At 57.7% G+C, this 20,559-nt stretch carries 16 protein-coding genes; 8 read left to right on the forward strand and 8 right to left on the reverse strand.

The window, feature by feature from the left end; translation table 11 throughout:
• The first annotated feature begins 58 nt into the window (after nt 1–58).
• The gene (locus ACJAXR_RS10070) at nt 59–172 is read left to right on the forward strand and encodes a hypothetical protein (RefSeq protein WP_415058220.1); all 114 of its coding nucleotides are present in this window, start codon (nt 59–61) and stop codon (nt 170–172) included.
• Here ACJAXR_RS10070 and ACJAXR_RS10075 read toward each other — a convergent pair whose 3' ends face one another.
• Together ACJAXR_RS10075 and ACJAXR_RS10080 are read right to left on the reverse strand one after the other, a co-directional pair.
• Entirely contained in the window at nt 173–3,016 is a 2,844-nt protein-coding gene (locus tag ACJAXR_RS10075; protein ID WP_415058125.1) for a class I adenylate cyclase, read from the reverse strand. It lies immediately after the preceding gene.
• Nucleotides 3,017–3,032: 16 nt separating this feature from the next.
• Complete coding sequence (locus ACJAXR_RS10080) at nt 3,033–3,269, reverse strand: TIGR02647 family protein (protein WP_415058126.1); 237 nt, start codon at nt 3,267–3,269, stop codon at nt 3,033–3,035.
• A gap of 192 nt (nt 3,270–3,461) precedes the next feature.
• On the opposite strand from ACJAXR_RS10080, the gene ACJAXR_RS10085 reads away from it, so the two are divergent.
• Nucleotides 3,462–4,121 carry a glutathione S-transferase family protein gene (locus ACJAXR_RS10085; protein ID WP_415058127.1) on the forward strand — a complete coding sequence of 220 codons (660 nt, stop codon included), beginning with the start codon at nt 3,462–3,464 and terminating at the stop codon, nt 4,119–4,121.
• A gap of 53 nt (nt 4,122–4,174) precedes the next feature.
• Here ACJAXR_RS10085 and ACJAXR_RS10090 read toward each other — a convergent pair whose 3' ends face one another.
• The 5 genes from ACJAXR_RS10090 to ACJAXR_RS10110 form a co-directional block, all read right to left on the reverse strand.
• Nucleotides 4,175–6,079 (reverse strand): beta-ketoacyl synthase, encoded by a 1,905-nt coding sequence (locus tag ACJAXR_RS10090; RefSeq protein ID WP_415058128.1) that lies wholly within the window; start codon nt 6,077–6,079, stop codon nt 4,175–4,177.
• 192 nt (nt 6,080–6,271) lie between these two features.
• Complete coding sequence (locus ACJAXR_RS10095; RefSeq protein ID WP_415058129.1) at nt 6,272–6,637, reverse strand: cupin domain-containing protein; 366 nt, start codon at nt 6,635–6,637, stop codon at nt 6,272–6,274.
• Nucleotides 6,638–6,643: 6 nt separating this feature from the next.
• Entirely contained in the window at nt 6,644–8,140 is a 1,497-nt protein-coding gene (locus ACJAXR_RS10100) for a CoA-acylating methylmalonate-semialdehyde dehydrogenase (RefSeq protein WP_415058130.1), read from the reverse strand.
• A 59-nt stretch (nt 8,141–8,199) separates the two neighbouring features.
• Nucleotides 8,200–9,537, reverse strand: coding sequence for an aspartate aminotransferase family protein (locus tag ACJAXR_RS10105; RefSeq protein WP_415058131.1), 1,338 nt, complete (start codon nt 9,535–9,537; stop codon nt 8,200–8,202).
• Nucleotides 9,538–9,764: 227 nt separating this feature from the next.
• Nucleotides 9,765–11,852, reverse strand: a complete 2,088-nt coding sequence (locus tag ACJAXR_RS10110) for a TonB-dependent receptor family protein (protein ID WP_415058132.1) — start codon at nt 11,850–11,852, stop codon at nt 9,765–9,767.
• A 397-nt stretch (nt 11,853–12,249) separates the two neighbouring features.
• Between ACJAXR_RS10110 and ACJAXR_RS10115 the strand changes: the two genes are divergently transcribed.
• The 3 genes from ACJAXR_RS10115 to gabT all read left to right on the forward strand — a co-directional run bounded on the left by ACJAXR_RS10115 (nt 12,250) and on the right by gabT (nt 15,735).
• Entirely contained in the window at nt 12,250–12,717 is a 468-nt protein-coding gene (locus ACJAXR_RS10115) for a MarR family winged helix-turn-helix transcriptional regulator (protein WP_415058133.1), read from the forward strand.
• 247 nt (nt 12,718–12,964) lie between these two features.
• A complete protein-coding gene (gabD, locus tag ACJAXR_RS10120; protein WP_415058134.1) occupies nt 12,965–14,425 on the forward strand; it encodes an NADP-dependent succinate-semialdehyde dehydrogenase in 1,461 nt (486 codons plus the stop codon).
• Nucleotides 14,426–14,460: 35 nt separating this feature from the next.
• Nucleotides 14,461–15,735, forward strand: coding sequence for a 4-aminobutyrate--2-oxoglutarate transaminase (gene gabT, locus ACJAXR_RS10125; protein WP_415058135.1), 1,275 nt, complete (start codon nt 14,461–14,463; stop codon nt 15,733–15,735).
• Between the two features lie 2 nt (nt 15,736–15,737).
• On the opposite strand, the gene ACJAXR_RS10130 is transcribed toward gabT, so the two are convergent.
• Nucleotides 15,738–17,234: a phospholipase D-like domain-containing protein gene (locus ACJAXR_RS10130; RefSeq protein ID WP_415058136.1), complete on the reverse strand. Its 1,497-nt coding sequence runs from the start codon at nt 17,232–17,234 to the stop codon at nt 15,738–15,740.
• A 183-nt stretch (nt 17,235–17,417) separates the two neighbouring features.
• Here ACJAXR_RS10130 and ACJAXR_RS10135 point away from each other — a divergent pair, with 183 nt between their 5' ends.
• Genes ACJAXR_RS10135 through ACJAXR_RS10145 form a run of 3 tightly spaced genes read left to right on the forward strand, consistent with a single transcriptional unit; the run spans nt 17,418 to nt 20,555 of the window.
• On the forward strand, nt 17,418–19,979 hold the full coding sequence (locus ACJAXR_RS10135; protein ID WP_415058137.1) for a YdbH domain-containing protein: 2,562 nt from the start codon (nt 17,418–17,420) through the stop codon (nt 19,977–19,979).
• A gap of 28 nt (nt 19,980–20,007) precedes the next feature.
• A complete protein-coding gene (locus ACJAXR_RS10140) occupies nt 20,008–20,199 on the forward strand; it encodes a YnbE family lipoprotein (protein WP_415058138.1) in 192 nt (63 codons plus the stop codon).
• Between the two features lie 11 nt (nt 20,200–20,210).
• Complete coding sequence (locus ACJAXR_RS10145; protein ID WP_415058139.1) at nt 20,211–20,555, forward strand: YdbL family protein; 345 nt, start codon at nt 20,211–20,213, stop codon at nt 20,553–20,555.
• Nucleotides 20,556–20,559 lie beyond the last annotated feature (4 nt).

Genomic DNA, 20,559 nt, shown 5'->3' on the forward strand with positions numbered 1-20,559 from the left:
ACCCTGTGTGCGCAATTGCTGTCTTGATGGCGATCAGTGCCTAGGTTGCGGACGGCTGATGCCAGAGATCCTTGAGTGGGCCATGGCCAGCGATGAACGCCAACGGCAGATTGCCGCGCTGGCCAAGCAGCGTCATGCAAGTCGAGCTCTAGCGCGGCCAGCGAGCAGATAGTCAGTTGCGCGCAATACCCATCGCTGTATTAAGCGCATCTTCGAGTTGCTGACGGTAACGCAGGTAGTTGACTGTCTGCATGTTACCGGTTGGATCAATAGCGGATAGATCCAGATCCGTTATGTAACAGGGGTATTTTTCCGTTCGGGTGCGCTGCTGCAGGATATGTTCGGCCGCCGCGCCAAACAGGGTTGCCCCATGATCCAGTTCGGAAAACTCCTTTTGACCGCAGAAGATGGTGACCTTCAGGCTCTGATCGTCACCCGGTCCCGCAATCGCCTGTACCGCGTAATAGTCTGTTTCAATGCCGTGGTCCGGTACCCGTTGTGATTCAAGTCGTAACGGTTGGCCGTCTGCAGCAGGGCGAATAGCATAGATCGATAACGGTTCTTGTCGTAGGCTGGCTTCCAGGCTCTGATTGAACTGTCTGCGCAGACCAATACTGTGCAAAAAACGGAGCAAGGGTAGCAGCAGTGTCTGTTCGTTGCTGCAGGGTTGCCGCGTGCGCCACAGTGCGCCGAGTTCGTCCAGCACGCTAATCTCTGCCTGGCGGTTGGGAAGCAGACGGTAGAACACCTTGGTCTCGCCAACGCGCGACTGGCCCAGTATTAACGCCGTATCCTGACCCTGCAAGGCGAACCGGTCCAGCGCCAGAGGACTGTAATTATGACGGCCGGTGCCCAGGTAGCGCATCAGACGGTCCCGGTCAGCCAGCCGGGTAACGGCGATCAGCCCATCCTTGCGCTCGAGAATCTGGAAGCTGTTTTGCACCTGTAGCAAAAAGCGTGACGGCGGCTCGACGAGCAATTGTCGGGTGGCGTCCTTGAACAGTTGCGCGACCCGATCGGCTATGGCGCTGGAGCGATTGCGGCAGAAACAGGCCACTTGCAGGTCCGGATGGTGCCGGTGTTCGTGGGCTTTGTTCAGGTAGTCGCACAGTGCCTGGACGCACGCCTGCTCGCCTTCGAACCGGCTGACCTGAAGCTCGTTCCAACTATTGAGGGTGACCTGATCAATACTCAAAATGAGGTTGTCACGCAGCCCCGAGTAGCCCAAAGCGTCGGTATGGCTGCTAATAAGATGCAGATTCTTCTGGCTGGTCAGCGGTAGAGGGTCCAGGCCCACGTTGATCAATAGCAGTGATTGGCACGGCTGGCTGGGGCGCGACAGTGCGATTTCTGTCAATGCAGGCAGCGGCAGGGGGAAGTGTTGACGCAGAGTAGCCAGCAGGCTATTCAATTCGAATTCGCTCAATGCGCTGTCACCCGGGTGCACGGCTATACGCGTGCTCGCATCGGCCAGACCATTGCGGTGTGCCCAGGCGATCAGCTCGATCAGATGGCGGGTGTACTTGAGTGGTATATGGTCGTTCAGCTCGTTTTGGCCAAGCGTGCCCCGAAAAAGACTCCAGCTGGCCTGCACCTGGTCTTTGCCATGGCGCTGTGCGAGGGTCATCAGCGGCTCACTGAGATCGGGTGCAATGCCCGGATTGATCACTTCGATCTTACCCGCCTTGCGCTCGAAAGCGGCGTACAGGCGGCGGCCAAGCAAGGACAGATCCCGGCTGTTGATCTGGTTGATAACGTCATTGCTACGTCCGAACTGGGCAAGAAAACGATAGCTGTGGGTCAGTTCACTGACCAACTGCTGGCGCTCCCGGGTCACCTCACCGACCCGCCAGAGATGACGGTTATCCATTTGCTGCAGCTGTCGTGTGTCCCAGTGCCATTCACTGACCAGTTTTTCCATCAGGCTGCGTTTCCAGCCCAGACTGCCGATGCGTTTGCTCAGGTGGACATCCGCCTTGATGTACAGGCAGCGACGGACCAGTTCGAGGCGTTCATTCTCCTTGCGGTCGAGCAGGTAGCGTTCTATGCGCCGGTAGAGCATGACATAGGGGTCGAGCTCATCTAGGGCAAGACGGTTAGCGTATACCGCCTGTTTGAAATCCAGACTGAGACAGCTCACCTCGGGGTGCTCTCCAGCATAGACTTCGGTTAGAAGCAGCTTCAACACGGACTTGTAGGGTGACTCAATACCCTTGAACAGCTGCCATAGTCCGGCGCCGACATACTCCCCGGCGGGTATGCGCGCCATGTGTCCGAGATCGAGACTGTTCTGCTCCCGGATAAAACGCTTGTCTATCAGTTGTCGCGTAAAGCTGACGTAATGCTTTTCTTCATAGGCGGGTACTAGCCACCATAGTGGGAAGCGACCGCCCAGTAATATGGCGGTCCGGTAGAACTCGTCCAGCAAAAGATAGTGCTGGGTGCTGCCACAATCTTCGATGCTCAGAGCATTGTCGCGATCACCGAGACTGAACGAGGCAGGATTGACCAGATGGAAGTGCGCTTCGCAGCCCTGAGTAATGGCCCAGTCGCTGATCTGTTGGCACTTGGCAGCCAGCTCCGCGATGGCGCCAGTGGATAACGTAGGTGTATGACACACCCAAATATCCAGGTCACTCTGGTCCGACTGGGCGATGGTGCCGCCGCTCCCCATCAGATACAGCGCTTGGATCTCGGCGGTGAAGCCAGCTGGGTGGCGCCGATAACTGAAGCTTCGGGTCAGGGCCTGTGCGCCGAGCAGGACATTCTGGTCTGGCACGTAGGCAGCAAGCCCGTGGGGCGTGAGACGCGAGATGTAGCCGGGCAGTAACGGATGATTGACATCAAATAGCAGTGGTATCAACTGCAGCACGTTGTACTGACGTGAAGGCAGCGCCTGCAATACCCGCTGCAGGCGACTCCTGTTGATGCCCATAAAGCGATTGCGCAAGGTGGTCAGCGCCTTGCGGTCGATGCCCTCGGCTATCTGTGGTTGGATTTCTCCACTCAGGGCCATGATCGATTCACCGCTCTCAGTCGGCGCGCAGAATCGTCAGCAATGCCTGGCTGTGTTCTGCCGCGTCCAAGCCGAGGCTGGTCAGGTAGCCGCCATCGGGCTGCGTAGTCAACCCTCGCGCGTGCAGGCGCTCTGCCGCCGCAACCACGTCCTGTGCTGCCTCGTGCTGGTGGATCTTCAAGCCCTCCAGGGAGCTGGCCAGATTGAATTTGTTGAGCAGGTTGATTTCGTCGATCTCGGCGGATTTGAGCATGGTCGGCACTACCTTTTATTGGATGTTCAGTTTGTAGTCTAGCCGTAAAAGGCCCCCGACCGCACAGTGAATATTGTCTGTCTGCTATCACTGCATGGGCATTCAGCCAGCTTATGCCGCTGGATTATTTACTGCTACACCGCTACAACGGGTGCACAATAAAATAATACCCACCTTGCAGGAGAGTTTTGCATGCTCAAGCTTCATGGATTTGCCGTCAGTAACTATTTCAACATGGTCAAACTGGCGCTGCTCGAGAAAGGCGTTGATTTCGAAGTGCATGTGGTTCACCCCAGCCAGGAACCGGATTTTTTGGCCATCAGCCCCCGCGGTAAGGTGCCCAGCCTGGAAACCGAGCACGGCTTTGTCAGCGAGACCAACGTAATTCTCGAATATATCGAAGAAACTCAGGGTGGCAAGTCACTGCTGCCCAAGGATGCGTTCGAGCGAGCCACTGTCCGCGCCCTTACCAAGGAAATCGAACTGTACCTGGAATTGCCGGCACGTACCTGCCACGCGGAAGTGTTTTTTGGCGGCAAGGTGGACCAGCAGGTCAAGGACAAGGCCAAAGCCGATCTGCTCGCCGGCATCGCGACACTCAAGCGTCATGGCAAGTTTGCCCCTTACGTAGCGGGGAGTGAGATGACTATTGCCGACCTTATGTTCCTGTACAGTCTAGATTTAGCCTGCGCCGTAGCCAAGAAGCTGTTTGACCTTGACCTGTTGGCTGATCTACCAGAAGCCCGCGTGTTGCAGGCCAAGCTGGCCGAGAACCCGAATGTGCAGAAGGTCGAAGCGGACAGGAATGCAGCGATGGCCGCGTTTATTGCGGCTGCCCGCGCCAAGCGCTGAGAATCAGGGCCATCCCCGGCAGCAATTGCAGGGGATGGCCTGCTTGCACTTGCTCAGAGCATATCCTTGAAACGATCGTCCTTGCGAAACACCAAAGGCCGGTTAAAGCCTGGAATGTGCATTTGCGAGCCGTTGATTTCAATCTGACTGTCGTCGATCATGTTCTGACCAAAATGGTAGATCACATCGAGTTGGCCCTTGAGTGCCTTCTGATCGTACGCATGGGCAGCGGCGCGGGTTGCCTCCCGGCGTGTGCTGTAATCGGCATAGGCAGTATCGCCATAGCGCTTCTTCAGCATACGTTCGACCACGCTGGGGGCGAGCACCACGCAGCTGGCATTGTTGCCGCCAAATCCCTTGGAGTTGATGAAGCAGACCTCCAGTGGCTGGTCGCTGCGGTGCACGTCGCTGATACTGATGCGCAACTGTTCGCGGTGTACGTCATCGGCTACCGCATCAATGGTTTTGATCCCAGGGATGATCTGATATTTGAAGCTGCCCAGTGCAGAGGCCATTTGGTCGGCACTGGCGCTGGCCAGCGAGTGACCAACATAGGCTTTCACTGCCGTGAGTGGCAGATCGCGGATATCAAATGCACCTGCTACACGGTCAAGCAGCTCTGACTCGGTGGTCCGATTCGCGGGCGTGCTTGAGCCATGTGCATGCACAAAGCTGCGCTGGCGCACGGCGTCTTCGCCGACGATCTGCATCGCGCTGAAAATCGACTTGGACATGGTCAGGTAATTTCCCGGCCCCGGTGCGGAGATCGATTTTTTGAACCCGTCGGCGTTGATGAATACGTCTGGAACGGCGCCATGGATATCGGCACCCAGCTGCATGGCCAGCTCGTCGTCCATCAACAGGAAGAACTGGCTTGATTCAGCCAGGGTGAAGCCGCAGTTTTGGCTGAACGGACGACTCGCCCGGCGAAAATCAACGTCTGGCTGACCCTCGATGTTGCGCAACCCCTCTTCGGTAGCCAGCGCCCCCATCGCACCATAGCCCTCGATGCACTCTTGAGTAACCGGCGCTTCTCCGTTGCCTACCAACACCACCCGGGCACGACCGCTGGTGATCATTTCGGTGCCTTTCTGCAGGTTGTACAGAAAGCTCGCGCAGGCGCCGGTGATCGCGCCCGTTGTGCCTACGCTGCCGAGAATGTAGGCATTGATAAAGTCCGCGGGCATGCTGTTGAGGCCCAGAGCTAGCTGCTTGGCACTGACCCGGCCGCCCTTCAGGCGCGACTGCATCAAACCGCCAAAACTGTTTTCGTCCAGCTGGCTCATCGCGCTGCTGGCAAATACCGCAATTTCGTCAGGCTGTACGCTGTCAACAATGGTTTGCCAGGGCAGACCGGTCGAGCGCAGCGCGTCGGTGGCCGCGAGGATCGTCATCTGCAGGCCGCGGGGGTGAAAGCGCGAGGCGTAATGCTCGCTGGGTTCGAAGCCGCTGGGCAGCTGACCCGCGGATTTCACCGGCAATGACCGGTAGCTGTCGACCTTGATGTCGCAACCGTCATAGACCGTCACCATGACTTCGTTATCGTTCAGCGGTTCGATGACCCAGTCGGTAGGTAGCGGTTCGGGTAGCTGCTTTGCCAGAGTAATGAAAGAGAAGGGTTTGCCGGCTTCGCCGGTGATGGTCAGATTTTTTTGCCAGTGGGCTGCATCTACATCCAGATGTCGCTTCTCGATCCGGCGCACCAGGGTACCCTGCAGGATTTGTGGACCAAAGCGGGTCTCGATGACGGCCGGCGTCAGTATTTGATCATCAGCATCCAGATACTGATCATCTTCAACCCTGATCAGTTTCATCAGCACCGCAAGACCGGCCAGAGTTTCCTGACGCTCAGCGGCGGGCAGGGACTCAATCACCATGCGACGGAATCCGTGATGAAAGGAACTACGACCGGCGGCGTTGTAGCCACCAAATCCAACTATGACTGGCAAGCGCGACATCTGGCATGACTCCTGACAGAAATCCGGCGCCCGTGCCAGCCTGAGGCTGGCAATCTCTCGCGACACGTGTGCCGACCAGGGCGCTGAATTGTTCTTCGAATGCATAAGCTGACGAGAACTGTAACCGCTGGGTCACGTTTAGACCATGTCGATTTCGTTTTGTAGCCGTTATGCCGAAGCCTTGACTGTTGCTCAGCGGATCGGTGGCTCGAAAATCACGTAGACCTTGCGGGTGCGCTCGATTACCTCCCAGCTGCCGGTGAAGCCGGCGGGAATAACGAATCGGTCACCACTACCCAGGGGGCGACTGCCGCCCTGATCATCATGCAGTATCGATACGCCCTCGAGTATCTCGCAGTACTCATGTTCACTGTAGCTCACGGTCCAGTGGCCGGGCACGCACTCCCAGGTTCCGCTGGAAAACTGGCCGCAAGGACTGCTGTAATGGTTGCATACTGATTGCGCCGGATCACCGGCGATTACCTTGGCCGGGTCGGGGCGGTAGTGCTCGGCTTCAGTGGGTGCGGTGGTAAAGTCGACGATGTTCTCTATGGACATAGGTGATTACTTCATTGTCGGAATGTTGAACTCGGCGTCGCCCCGGATACCCGTGGGCCAACGTGAGGTGATTGCCTTGCGCTTGGTATAGAAACGCACGCCGTCCGGACCATGCATGTGCAGGGGGCCAAACAGTGAACGCTTCCAGCCACCAAAGCTGTGGAAGGCCATGGGCACGGGGATCGGTACATTGATGCCGACCATACCGACCTGGATTTCATTGCAGAACTGCCTTGCCGCATCGCCGTCGCGGGTAAAAATCGCGGTACCGTTGCCGTACTCGTGGTCATTGATCAGTTTGACGCCGGTCGCGTAATCGGGCACGCGCACAATGCACAGCACAGGACCGAAGATCTCTTCCTGGTAGATGGTCATGCCTGAAGTGACCTTGTCGAACAGACAGCCGCCCATAAAAAAGCCACCTTCCAGTCCTGGTACGGTAATGTCCCGACCATCGACTACCAACTCGGCGCCTTCGGTTACGCCCTGATCGATAAATCCCCTGACCTTAGCCCGGTGCGCAGCGGATATCAGCGGTCCCATTTCCATGCCGGCGCTCAGACCATTGCCGATCTTGAGTGCCTTGACCTTGGGCGATAGCGCCGCGACCAGCTTGTCAGCTACCTCGTCGCCCACTGCGACAGCCACCGAGATCGCCATGCAGCGCTCGCCGGCACTGCCATAAGCCGCCCCCATAAGCGCGTTCACGGTTTGATCCAGATCCGCATCGGGCATGACCAGCATGTGGTTCTTCGCGCCGCCTAGAGCCTGGACTCGCTTGCCGTTGGCACAGCCGGTGGCATAGATATATTCGGCGATGGGCGTCGAGCCAACAAAGCTGACTGCCTGCACGTCGGGATGGCTCAGTAGTACATCAACGGCTTCCTTGTCACCGTTGACGACGTTCATTACCCCATCAGGCAATCCGGCTTCGGTGAGCAGTTCGGCTAGCCGCATTGGTACGCTGGGGTCCTTTTCCGACGGCTTCATGATGAAGGTGTTGCCGCAGGCAATTGCGATCGGGAACATCCACATTGGCACCATTGCCGGGAAGTTGAATGGGGCAATACCGGCGCAGACGCCCAGAGGTTGGTTAACCGTCCAGGCGTCGACACCTCCACCGACCTGTTCGGTATGTTCGCCTTTAAGCAGATGCGGAATACCGCAGGCGAACTCCACCACTTCCAGTCCGCGGGTTAATTCGCCTTTGGCGTCGTCAAATACCTTGCCATGCTCACGGGTAATCAGCTCGGCCAGCTCATCGGCATGGGCTTCAATCAATGCCTTGTACTTGAACAAAATACGCGCACGATTGAGCGGGGTAGTCTTGGCCCACGCTGGCTGCGCAGCCTTGGCAGCGGCTATCGCCTGCTCCACTTCCTGGACATTGGCCAGTGACACCTGGCCGCGCTCTTCGCCAGTGGCGGGCTCGAATAATGGCTGGGTGCGCGCACTAGCTGCCGTGCGCGTGCCGTTGATAAAGTGAGTCAGTTGCAGAGTCATTGGGTCACCAGTTTCAAATAAACGTTGAATGGGTTGTGTGTGTCGCAATGGGAGCTTGTTTATGCGATGCGGCGTATCACGTCGCCCAGGGTATTGATGATCTGGTCGATATGGCTCTTCTCGACAATCAGTGGCGGCGCCATCGCGATAATATCGCCGCTGTTGCGCACCATCAGGCCATCCCAGAAGCAGGCCTCGAATACGTCGTAGCCGCGTTTGCCGGGAGCACCATCGCGGCTCGCCAGATGCACGGCGCCGACCATGCCGGTGTTACGAATATCGATCACATGGGGCAAGCCCTTCAGGCTGTGGAGCCCTTCCTGCCAGTAGATTTCGAGCTCCCTGATGCGGGTCAGCAAGCCATCGCGAGCGTAGATATCCAGCGTTGCCAGGGCAGCCGCCGCGGCGACCGGGTGACCTGAATAGGTATAGCCATGGAACAGCTCAATGATACCGTCTGGACCATGCATGAACGCGTCCTGAATGGTCTCGCTGGCGAACACCGCACCCATTGGAATGACGCCGTTGGTCAGGCCCTTGGCCGTGGTCATGATGTCGGGGATGACTTCCCAGCGCTGCGCGGCGAATGGCGAACCGACCCGGCCAAAGCCGGTGATCACTTCGTCAAAAATCAGCAGAATGCCATGCTTCTCGGTGATCTCTCGCAGGCGCTTGAGATACCCCTGGGGTGGCAAAATGACGCCGGCAGAGCCGGACATGGGCTCAACAATAACGGCAGCGATATTCTCGGCGCCATGCAGATTGACCAGGCGCTCCAGGTGATCGGCGAGTTCGGCACCCTGCTTGGGCAGCCCGCGGGAAAAGGCATTGCGCTCCAGATCCAGCGTATGCGGCAGGTGGTCCACGCCGGGCAGTTGCACGCCAAAGGCCTTGCGGTTGTTGACCATGCCGCCGACTGAAATGCCGCCGAAACCGACGCCGTGATAGCCCAGCTCGCGGCCGATCAGCCGGGTACGAGTGCCTTCGCCTCGGGCTCTATGGAAGGCCAGAGCGATCTTCAGTGCAGTGTCCACCGACTCTGAACCAGAGTTGGTAAAGAACACCCTGTTCAGGCCCTCGGGAGCAATGTCTACCAGACGCTCGGCCAGTTGAAATGGCAGTGGATGGCCCATCTGGAAGGTCGGTGCGAAATCCATCTTGCTGAGTTGACGAGCCACAGCCTCGGTAATCTCCTGACGCCCGTGGCCTGCGTTGCAGCACCAGAGTCCGGAGGTGCCATCAATGATCTGACGGCCCTCGACATCGGTGTAGAACATGCCTTTGGCACTCTCCAGCAAGCGCGGTCGGTCCTTGAACTGGCGGTTGGCGGTGAAGGGCATCCAGAACTCATCGAGACTGAGGTCCTGCTGGTGGGCGGCGGTGTAAAGGCTGTTCATGGGTCGTCCTGGCGTTGCTGGGGCTAAGATGCTGGGTAGCGCGTGGATTGATCTTATGTCAAAAATAACAAACGAAAAACCCTAGAATCAGCAAATTCGGGCAAATAAGTGAAGCTATGTCAAATATACTGGATTTATTTTCAGGCGAGGCGAGCTCCGCCTCAACTAAAGATGTTGTTGGCCCGCAGGGTGGCCGAGGTGAAACTCGGCTCGCCCAGTTAATAGCCTTAGCGCCACTGGTACTCCAATCCGACGCCCACCAGCCACTGACGGTCGGGAGCCGGTTCGTAGAAGCGCCCGCCAGGACCGTTAACAATCAGCGAGCCGATGTACTCTTTGTCGCCGAGGTTGTCGATGCGCACAAAAGGGTCAACCGTCCAGTCACCCACTTGGTGGCTATAGCCGGCGCGCCAGTTGAATACGGCGTAACCTGCTGCGCGTGCATCATTGTCATCAGTGGCGAAGCGCTCGCTTAGTGATTGTGCTTCCAGTGCAGTGATAAAGCCGCTACCCGGTGGCTGCCAGCTCAATTCGGCGAATAGACTGTGGCGTGGGACACCCGGGAGATCTTTGCCAGATAGGTCTGAGCCACTGTTGGTCGTATAACTGTCGAAGCGGGCATCTAGCAAAGTGTAAGCCAGGTAAGCTTCGATGCCATGATCGAAACCCTGTTCGAGCGAGAGCTCAATGCCGCGACGGGTTGACTGGCCGGCATTGACGAAGGTGCTGCGACCAGTCAATGCTTGGTTGGGGCCGGTGACGATTTCGTCCTCAACTCGGCTCTGAAACAGTGCCAGATTGACGCGCGTTTGCTCGTGACGCAGTTTGAGGCCGACCTCGGCATTGCGCGATTCGCTGGGCTGCAGGCCGAAGTTCAGGCCGCTGCCCTGCTCCTGGTAAGCCAATTCCTGAAAGGTTGGTGTTTCAAAGCCCTGCCCCAGCGCGGCATAGACGGTCAGCGAAGGGTTCCACTGGTAACTCAGACCCAATGCTGGGTTGGTTTGTTGATAGTCCACACCGCCGCTGTCGTCCTGACCATCAGTAAAATAATCATCTTCCGACTCGAACTCTACCCGGCTGTGCCGTAGACCAGCGGTCAGCGTCCAGCGTGGATCAAGCTGCCAGGTGCTTATCAGGTAAGCATCCTGACTGTCGACGGTGTTGTATTCGTCCCGTTGTTGCGCTCCTTTGTTGCCTCCATTGTTGATAAAGCCATTGCGTTGCTCGCCTTGATAGTCGTAGGTCAGTCCGGCCGCCAGTTCTACCGGGAGGCCAAGCAGCAAAGTGTTCCGTGCCCAGCCGAGCTCGCCGCCCCCAAATCGACGATCAAGTTCGATTACGCCGCCGCCGGAAAACTGCCCGCCGCCAGGGAATGCCAGATACTGCTCTACATAGCGCTCGCCGCCGTACACCATCAGCGTGAGCTTGTCGTCATTGCCCAGACGCCGCTGGTAATTCAGTCCGGCCTGGTTGTGGCGCGCAGTCTTGCGCGTGTCAAAGGTGTCAGTGCCGCTTACCGCCTGACGCCGATCTTCGCGCACCTGAGCTGCCGTCAAACCCAGCGGGTCCTGAGTCTCGGGCTGATCCAGGCTGTTGATCAACAGTGTCAGACTTGAGGCATCATCGATGTCCCAGCCCAGGCGCAGATTAGCGATGTCTCGACGGGTTTCGCTATGGTCGCGGTAGCCATCGGTCTGCAGTCGGGAGACGTTAGCGCTGACGTTCAGGTCGCCATGTTGGCCGCCATAGCGGAGCCGTGAACGCCACAGGTTATCCGGGCCTATAGCCGTGCGGTTTTCCAGGGTCGGATAAAAAGAGCCTTCATTGGTAAAGCCCTGGATGATGCCGCCGGACGCGTTGCCATACAGCGTGGTAAGGGGCCCACGCAAGACCTCGATGCGCTGCATGCCATCCAGGTCGAATAGCGATGGCTGGCCCTGGCCGTCGGGCATGGTCAAGGGAATACCATCTTGAATCAGGCGCACGCCGCGCACGCCGAATTGTGCACGGGCGCCAAAGCCTCGCGACGAAATCTGCAGGTCCTGGGCGTAGTTCTGCCGATTGACCGCTACCAGTCCGGGCACCCGTTGCAGGGTTTCAGACAGATTGCCACCCAGGCTCTGGGGGCTGATCTGGTCGCCGCTGACGGTATCACGGGCTACGGGTATGCGAATGTCCTGCGCATCAACCTCACTGCCCAGTACGGTCTGTGCCGGCAAGCTGAGTAGGTTGTTCTGTGCCTGACCGACAGACGGCAGGAGGCATGCGAGGACGGTGGCGCAAGCGCCAAAAGTTTTCGAGTTTATTTTTTTCATAGGGCTGCTTGTGTCGTCATTTTTGGGTTGTGGCTATCGAGAGTGCCATTTGCGGCAGTTTCGCCCGTCGTCATGGCCGATTCAGACTTGATCGACATGTTGGTTCCCGCGTGCTGACGCTAGGAGGCGCCTATAAGGCGTCCCCTGTTATAAGGGATTTCGGTCTGTTTGTCGCGTCATGGCAGATGGTAGCAGTCTCGATCACTCAATTGCTTTGATGTAAAAGTATTGTTACGGTACTCTTTGAAAAAAATTATGCGAATCAAGCCCGTTTTTTGGGTTGTACGAGGCTTTTATATTGTGCTTACCTGTATTGAGCTTGCACTAATGGTTACTACTGTAATATTTAGACTTTATGGCAAAATGCACCCCCAACAGGTGCGGCCGGGAGCCGAACATGCATATGATGCACGACTTATATTTATCGCTGCGCCGCTTGCAGCGAGCCAGCGAAATTCATGCCAAGCGCCTTGGGCGTCATAGTGGTCTGACACCCATCCAGCTATTGATCATGCATAGCATCAAGGCAATGGGGGAGGGCACTTTGGGTGATCTGGCGAAGCAGGTCAGCGTCTCCCAAGCGACGCTCAGTACTATTATTGATCGACTTGAGAACCGTGAGTTGCTCCAACGTATCCGCAGCAAGAGCGATAAACGCAAAGTGCACCTGGCGCTGAGTGCGAAGGGCGTCGCTGCAATCCAATCGGAGCCCGCGTTGCTGCCGGCGGAATTCCTTGAGCGGTTTGGTAACCTGGCTGATTGGGAGCAGCTGATGCTGCTTGCCAGCCTGCAGCGCGTTGCTGGATTGCTTGAAGCCGGCCAGCATGGCCCCAGCGGACTGTTTGATAGCGAAACAGCTGCCTGACTCGGTCATAGCATGAGCTCTAGGGCTCTGCAGTACGGCGACCGAATAGTTCGGGCCCGGATTGTAGCTGTCTCGCCCTAGAGCCGTTGTCTCGCGAATAAAACACTGAAAACGAGTCCGCCCGAATTTTTTCTTCGGCCCTCTTGCCTGAACGTCATCCGCACCTTAGCATGTTTGAAATTTCAAACATGTATGTGGTAAATGCGTTACGCCTGGCGTTGCATGTGACCGCACCTGAGGAGCTCCGATGCAGCTGAAATCTCCCGATTTATTTCGCCAGCAAGCCCATATTAACGGTCATTGGTGCGAGGCCGATAACGGCGCACGTACCGAGATTTTCAACCCAGCCAATGCAGAACGACTGGGCAGTGTGCCGAACATGGGCGGTGCAGAAACGCGGCGGGCGATAGAAGCGGCTCAAGCGGCCCAGCCAGCGTGGCGCAAGCGTACAGCGAAAGAGCGCTCGGCAGTATTGCGCAAGTGGTTCGAGCTGATGATGATTCATCAGGAAGATCTGGCCCAGATCATGACTGCCGAGCAGGGTAAACCCTTGGCCGAGGCCCGTGGTGAAGTTGCCTATGCTGCATCTTTTATCGAGTGGTTTGCTGAAGAAGCCAAGCGTATCTATGGCGACACCATCCCAGGCCACCAGGTAGATAAACGCATTATCGTGCAGAAAGAACCGGTTGGTGTGACTGCAGCCATCACGCCGTGGAATTTTCCGGCGGCAATGATTACTCGTAAGGCTGCGCCGGCTCTGGCTGCGGGCTGCGCGATGGTACTCAAGCCCGCACCGCAGACGCCTTTTTCTGCATTGGCACTGGTCGCGCTGGCCGAACAGGCTGGGCTACCGGTCGGTTTGTTGAGTGTGGTGACTGCGGACGCCGAGCAGGCTATCGAGGTCGGCGCTGAGCTCTGCGCCAACCCTATCGTGCGCAAGCTCTCGTTTACCGGCTCTACCGGTGTCGGTATCAAGCTGATGCAGCAATGTGCGCCCACCTTGAAGAAATTGTCGTTGGAGCTGGGCGGTAACGCACCCTTTATTGTCTTTGATGATGCTGATCTGGATGCGGCCGTCGAGGGCGCGATGATCTCCAAGTATCGTAACGCCGGGCAGACCTGTGTGTGTGCCAATCGGATCTACGTGCAGGACGGTGTATACGACGCCTTTGCTGAGAAGCTGGTCGCCGCGGTCAATAAGCTCAAAGTGGGCAACGGCGTTGAGGATGGCGTAACTACTGGCCCGTTGATAAATGCTGCGGCAGTATCCAAAGTACAGCAGCATCTCACTGACGCGACCGACAAGGGTGCTCGGGTACTGGTGGGCGGTAAGCCGCATGCGCTTGGCGGATTTTTCTTTGAGCCGACGGTGCTGGCGGATATCGACAGCAGCATGTTGCTGGCGCGTGAAGAAACCTTTGGGCCGCTAGCACCGCTTTTCCGTTTCAGTGACGAAGATGATGTAGTGCGTCAAGCCAACGATACCGAATTCGGTCTGGCCGCGTATTTCTACGCACGTGATCTGAGTCGGGTGTTCAGAGTGGCGGAAGCGCTGGAGTACGGCATGGTCGGTATCAATACCGGCCTGATCTCTACCGAAGTAGCTCCTTTTGGCGGCATGAAGTCCTCTGGTCTGGGTCGTGAGGGCTCGAAATACGGTATCGAAGAATACGTTGAAATGAAGTACCTGTGCCTGGGCGGCATCTGACCCGGGTCGTCACCTGACTGTCAATGAGGCGAGCCATGAGCAAGAGTAACGAGTCCCTGATGCAGCGTCGCCATGATGCTGTTGCCCGGGGTGTGGGTCAGATTCATCCGGTGTTTGTCGAGCGGGCAGAGAATGCGACTGTCTGGGATGTCGAAGGGCGGCAGTACATCGACTTTGCCGGTGGCATCGCTGTGCTCAATACGGGTCATCGCCACCCCAAAGTGATGGATGCAGTCAGGCGGCAGATGGACCATTTTACCCATACCTGTTTTCAGGTGCTGGCCTATGAGCCCTATGTTGCACTGTGCGAAAAACTCAATGAGCTGGTGCCGGGTGCCTTTGCCAAGAAAACACTGCTGGTCACCACTGGCTCCGAAGCGTTGGAAAATGCGGTCAAGATCGCGCGTGCAGCCACCGGCAGGGCCGGTGTGATCGCCTTCACCGGCGGCTATCACGGCCGCACGATGATGACTTTGTCGATGAATGGCAAGGTGGCCCCCTACTCCGCCGGCATGGGTCTGATGCCGGGTGGCGTATACCGCGCGCAGTTTCCCTGCCCCCTGCACGGGGTGAGTGATGCGGATGCGATAGCGAGTATTGAACGGATTTTCAAGAATGATGCTGAGCCGAGGGACATTGCCGCCATCGTGATCGAGCCGGTTCAGGGTGAGGGCGGGTTTCATGTTGCCAGTCCGGCGTTCATGGGCCAGCTGCGCAAACTGTGCGATGTACACGGCATACTTCTGGTGGCTGATGAGGTGCAGAGTGGTGCGGGGCGCACCGGGACCTTCTTCGCCATGGAGCAAAGTGGTGTCGCGCCGGACCTGACGACCTTCGCCAAATCGATCGCCGGCGGCTTTCCATTGGCCGGCGTATGCGGCAGGGCTGAACTGATGGACGCTATCGCACCCGGCGGGCTGGGCGGCACCTACGCCGGCAGTCCTATTGCTTGCGCGGCTGCACTGGCGGTACTGGAAGTATTTGAGGAGGAAAATCTTCTGGCACGTAGTCGCACCCTGGGCGACATGATCGGCTCTGGCCTGCGCGCGATAGCACAGGTCGACAAGCGAATTGCCGAGGTGCGCGGGTTGGGCGCGATGATGGCCTGCGAGCTGTTTGACAGCGAATGCCGGCCTGACCCAATCCTGGCCGCGCAGCTGGTCACTCTGGCGCGCGAGAAAGGATTGATTCTGCTGTCATGTGGTCAGTACGGGAATGTCATCCGTATCCTCGTGCCGCTCACCGCCAGCGATCCGGAGGTGCAGCAGGGCATGGATATCATTGCCGCCTGTTTTGCCGAGCTGCACTGAGATCAGAAGGTAGATAATCCGCTGAACTCCATGAAACGGTAGATCCCGTAGCGCCAGCGTGAATGGTCTGCGAAATCTTCATAGGGCTGGCTGTACAGGTTACCGCCGGGATTGCTCCAGTTGCGCTCGAACAATGCGCGCGCCTGGCGCATAACCGGCGCGGTGCCTTGGCTCACCAGACGAACACTGGTTTCCAGGTTCAGATTATCCAGATTGCGCCGGGTAAAATTGGCTGAACCGAGAACGAATTCTGCACTGCCATTTGCGCGCTCCAGGCGTATCCATTTGCGATGGCATTGTTCTCCGCTCGTAGCACACCAACGAACGGCGATGCCCGCATCGCGCAGATCCCAGGCGGCCTGACGATTTGGAATACCGTTTTTCTCACGCCCGAATGCATCCCGGTTAGGATCGAGCAGCGCACGGATCGCCACCCCCCGAGCGCTGGCGCGAGCCAATGCCTCGATAGTCGGTCGGTGGGCCAGATAGAACATCTCCATATCCAGTTGGTCCCCTGCGACGCTACTGTCGACCAGTTCCAGGACGGCATCACGGATGCGTCCTTCGGTCAGCACTTGCAACTGTGTTCCTTCGAGGTCCTGAATCGTCAACGGCGGTTGTGGCCAGTCGACGGTGTATAGCGCACCGGAAAAGTCCAATACCGATATTTCGGTCGCGAGTAAATCAAGCGCCGCGGCTCCGCGAAATACCAGTGCATTATTGCTGTGGCGGCTGCTGGCATCGTGAGGGTTGGCCGATGTCACAAGGCCGGCCCAGGTATCCCCTTCGTCAACTATCAGGGTCTTGCGATGGTTTGCCCGAAAGTTGATGAGGGCCAGGTAACTTCTCAATGTAACCTTGCCGTCGCCAACAGGATTGGGTAACCAACCACCATCAGCGTTATTGCCTGCGTGCCGACAGCACAGATGCCACAGTCCCGACCAGAATGGGTTGGAAGCCGGGAGTTCATTCAAATCGGATATCACTACGTGTATGCCAGCGCTTCGCAATTGCTCCAGGTGGGGTGCTTGTAATCCGCCGTAGAGGGTATTGAACGGATCGGTAATCAGCACGATCGACATATCCGCGTGGCGCTCGCGAGCAGCCAGGAGCGCATTGGTCAGATCGTCAGTAAGCGGTCTGTAGCTGTCTTTACCGGCGAATTCGTTATACAGAAACATGTCCACAACGATCAGTTTTCGGGCTTGACCTATCAACCGTCCAATCTCGACGAATATACTTTGATTACTGACCCGTTCGCCTCCATCGGTAACATAGGTGCGGTCATCAAGTAGTTGTACGTTTTCCGCTGCACGCATTGGCATGCTGGCGGATAGTCCCTTTGGCATGGGTTTGTATGCCTGAAACAGAGCCATGAGTAACCAGGCCAGAATCACGGCCAGCAAGACGCCGAGCAGTGGCCGACCGGAAAGCTCTGGCCTGCCTGCAGCTTGAGTTGCGGGAGATTTATGCGGATGCTGTGGTGTGGGAGAAGACATATCAGGCTCGTGTTTGTTTTTTGGGGGGCGGCCTGTAGGGACGGCCCTGCTACCCTGTTTGTTATTCCACAATAGCGTGCGCGTTTTCAGATGGCAGTATAGGGTAGTCGCTCGAAGCCACGCCACCAGGCTGGATTGAGTGGTTGGACTGAGTGATCAGGTTTGATCGTAAGGGGTGCGTTAATGCGCTTGGGTATTCGTCTGTTGCTGGCTGTAGCCACTCTCGTGCTGGTGCTCATGTTGGCCGTGGTGCTAGTGGCACGGCAACAACTCTCCGCTGCCGGTATCGATCAGCTTGCCTGGTCTGGGCCAGGCTGGTCAGCGGGTGCCTTGCGCGTAGAAAGCTTATCTGGCCGTTACATAACCGAGGGCGGTGCACGGCTCAATGTCAGCATTAGTGGGCTGTCAGTCGATCCGGTCTGGTCTGGGAGGCCTCGCCTGGATACAGTGCGTGCGTCACAGGTGCAGCTTGACTGGCAGCCCTCCTTTAAGGCCCAGCAACAGGCGGCTTCAGCGATGCCTGATCTGCGCGCTCTCGCGGACAGCCTGCAGTGGCTTCCTTTTTCGCTGCTGGCATTACCCAACATAGATATCCATTTGCCTTGCAGCACCTCATTCTGCGATCTGTCCACAGGGCTTCAAATCACGCGCCTGGAGGTTGGCATTTTTGCTCTGCAGGCAGAGCTGCTGGCGGCAGAAGGCAGCATCACTCTGGACGGTATTTTAAATACGGATGGGGCCGGACTGGAGGCGGATCTAAATCTGGGTCTGTCAGGCCAGCCAGCCGCGCAATTGCAAACCCGTTGGCTCTATGGAGAGTCCGTTCCGCGCTCATCGGGAGCTCTGACAGTGGCGGACTGGCCACAAGCGGATTGGCTGCTCGCTTATCTGCAGCCCTGGTTCAGTGGTGCGCAACTGCCGGTGGACGCGCTGCCAACCGGGCTCAGCGTCAATCTGAATTGGTTCTTGGAGCCCGTTGAACGTCCTGAAAGCTTCGCCGGCATGCTCGATGGGGCGGTCGAGGTGCGCGCTGAGGTTGCCCTTGCCAGCGCCTGGCGTATTCCCCGGGTGGGTACGGCCGAAGGGGAGATGACGCTCGATTTATTGGGGGATGCAGGTCTGTGGCAACTCAGCGAGGGTCAGCTGCGGTTGCACTTGAGTGAGCCGACGCTGCCGAGTCTGGTTGCGCTGCCGGACCAGACCCGTCCTATTGCGCTCGAGATCGATGTTCGGGCACGGGAGGCCAGTCAACTGGCTTGGTCCAGTAGCCTGCCCCTGCAACTGAATGTGCAGGTCGAGGGACCGGTCATCGGGAGTGTGAGCGGGGCGCTGGTGGTGACGTCAGGTTCAGGTTGGCAGGCCGAGTGGGATGGGATGCGTTTGCGAGCCGAGATTGATCGCTACGCGCTGGGGGCGCTGCAGTTGCGCAAGGTGGAAATCGACTGGCCCTTGGCCGGGCGTGTCGATGGGCAGCAACTGATTCTCGAGTTGGGGTCTGGGGCAGTGATGAGTCTGGGGAGCGTTCAGGCAGAGCCTGATCTCGTGATGAAGAACGTGCGCGCCGACTTGGCCGGGCTGGCGCTCATGCTACCCCTTGGGCAGCCCGCTGGAATAGCAGCATCGGGGCCGCTAACCCTCAGTGCCGCTGAGGTAGAACACCGTCTCTTACACCCGCAAGCCTGGGTATTGCAGGGGCGCTTGGAACGTGATGGTTCAGTGTTGCGTTGGAAAGGGCGCCTGGCATCGGCCAGCGAACTTGCGGTGGGTCTGGTGTTTGCTTGGCCCACAGGTCAATCCTGGCGGGCAGATATGACGCTGGAGCCTACATTTCTGCGCGGAGGAGATCCATTATCAACAATGTTGCGAAGCTGGCCGGAGCTGCTCACGGTGAGCAGCGGGCGGCTGCAGGGTCAAGTCAGCCTGCATGGCACCGGGACGCTAAACAAAGTTGATGGTCGTCTGGAGCTGAGCGGTGCCGCGGGCATTTACGACCGGGCAAGCTTCGAGGGACTCACCGCCGCCGTTGATATTGATCTCGCAGGCGACAGGGTACAGCTGCGAATGCCGGCGTTGACGTTGGACTCACTGAATCCGGGTCTACCCATGGGGCCCCTGAGCGCACAGCTAGGTTACGCCGCATCGATGGCACGCCCGGCAGCGGGTAAACTGACTGTCGATCAGGCGCGTATGGACGTGATGGGTGGGCAGATATCGCTGGATTCAGGTGTGCTGGACCTGGCCGCAGCGCGTCACGAGATGGTGTTAACTATCCGTGGGGTGAGGCTAGACCGTCTTTTCGAGGCGTATCCTGCTGAGGGGCTGCGCGGATTTGGTACTTTGGATGGGCGTTTGCCACTGACTCTCGCCGGTGGTGAGCTGGTGATATCCGAAGGTGAAGTGGATGCGCGAAAGCCTGGCGGATTTCTCCAGTACCGTTCCGGCAAGCTTGAGAGTCTTGCCACAAGTACGCCGGGTATGCGCCAGGTTGCCCAAGCTTTGGATGATTTTCAGTATGACCTGCTCAGCGCGGATGTAACCTACGGCGAAGGAGGTATACTCATATTAGGTCTGGAGTTGCAAGGCCGCAATCCGGCAGTTGAAGAAGGGCGACCAATCCATCTTAATATCCGGCTTGAAGAGGATGTCCCTGCTCTGATGGCCAGTTTGCAGCTGAGTGGACAGGTCAGTGAAGTCATTCAGAAACGGATTCAGCAGCGCCTGCTGCAGCGGCGTATGGAGCCGTGACATCCCATCATTTGAAGGAATCACCAGCATGCGATGGCATCTGTTAGCGGGAATGGCAGTGGCGATATTGCTGTCTGTGGGGTGCACCCCTACGGTTAAGGTTCAGGCGCCCACTGAACCGATCAATATCAACCTGAACGTAAAGATTCAGCACGAAATCTACATCAAGGTAGATCGCGAGCTGGACGACCTGTTCAGTGAATCCAGCGGCTTGTTCTAGAGGATGATGACATGCGCATAAGTATCCGATTTATTTTGCTGATTACAGCATTGATGCTGACCTCGCCGGCCTGGGCGCTGAGTCTCAATCAGGCGATGGGTGCATTAACGGAAGCCAAGGTAGCAGGCGTGCTGGGCGAGCGCCCCGATGGTTATGTGGGCGTGGTTAAGCCTGGCGGAGAAGCCGCGGAAATTGCCAAGCAGATAAACAATGCACGGCGAGACGAGTACCAGCGCTTGGCTACGGAGAATGGAATCAAGGTGCGCGACGTTGAGGCGATTGCCGGCAAAAAAGCGCTGGAGCGCACTCAGCCCGGCCAGTACATTCTGATCAACGGTGTCTGGATGCCTAAGTAACCGG

The organism is Halopseudomonas sp. (genome assembly GCF_047631575.1).
Taxonomy (GTDB): Bacteria; Pseudomonadota; Gammaproteobacteria; order Pseudomonadales; family Pseudomonadaceae; genus Halopseudomonas.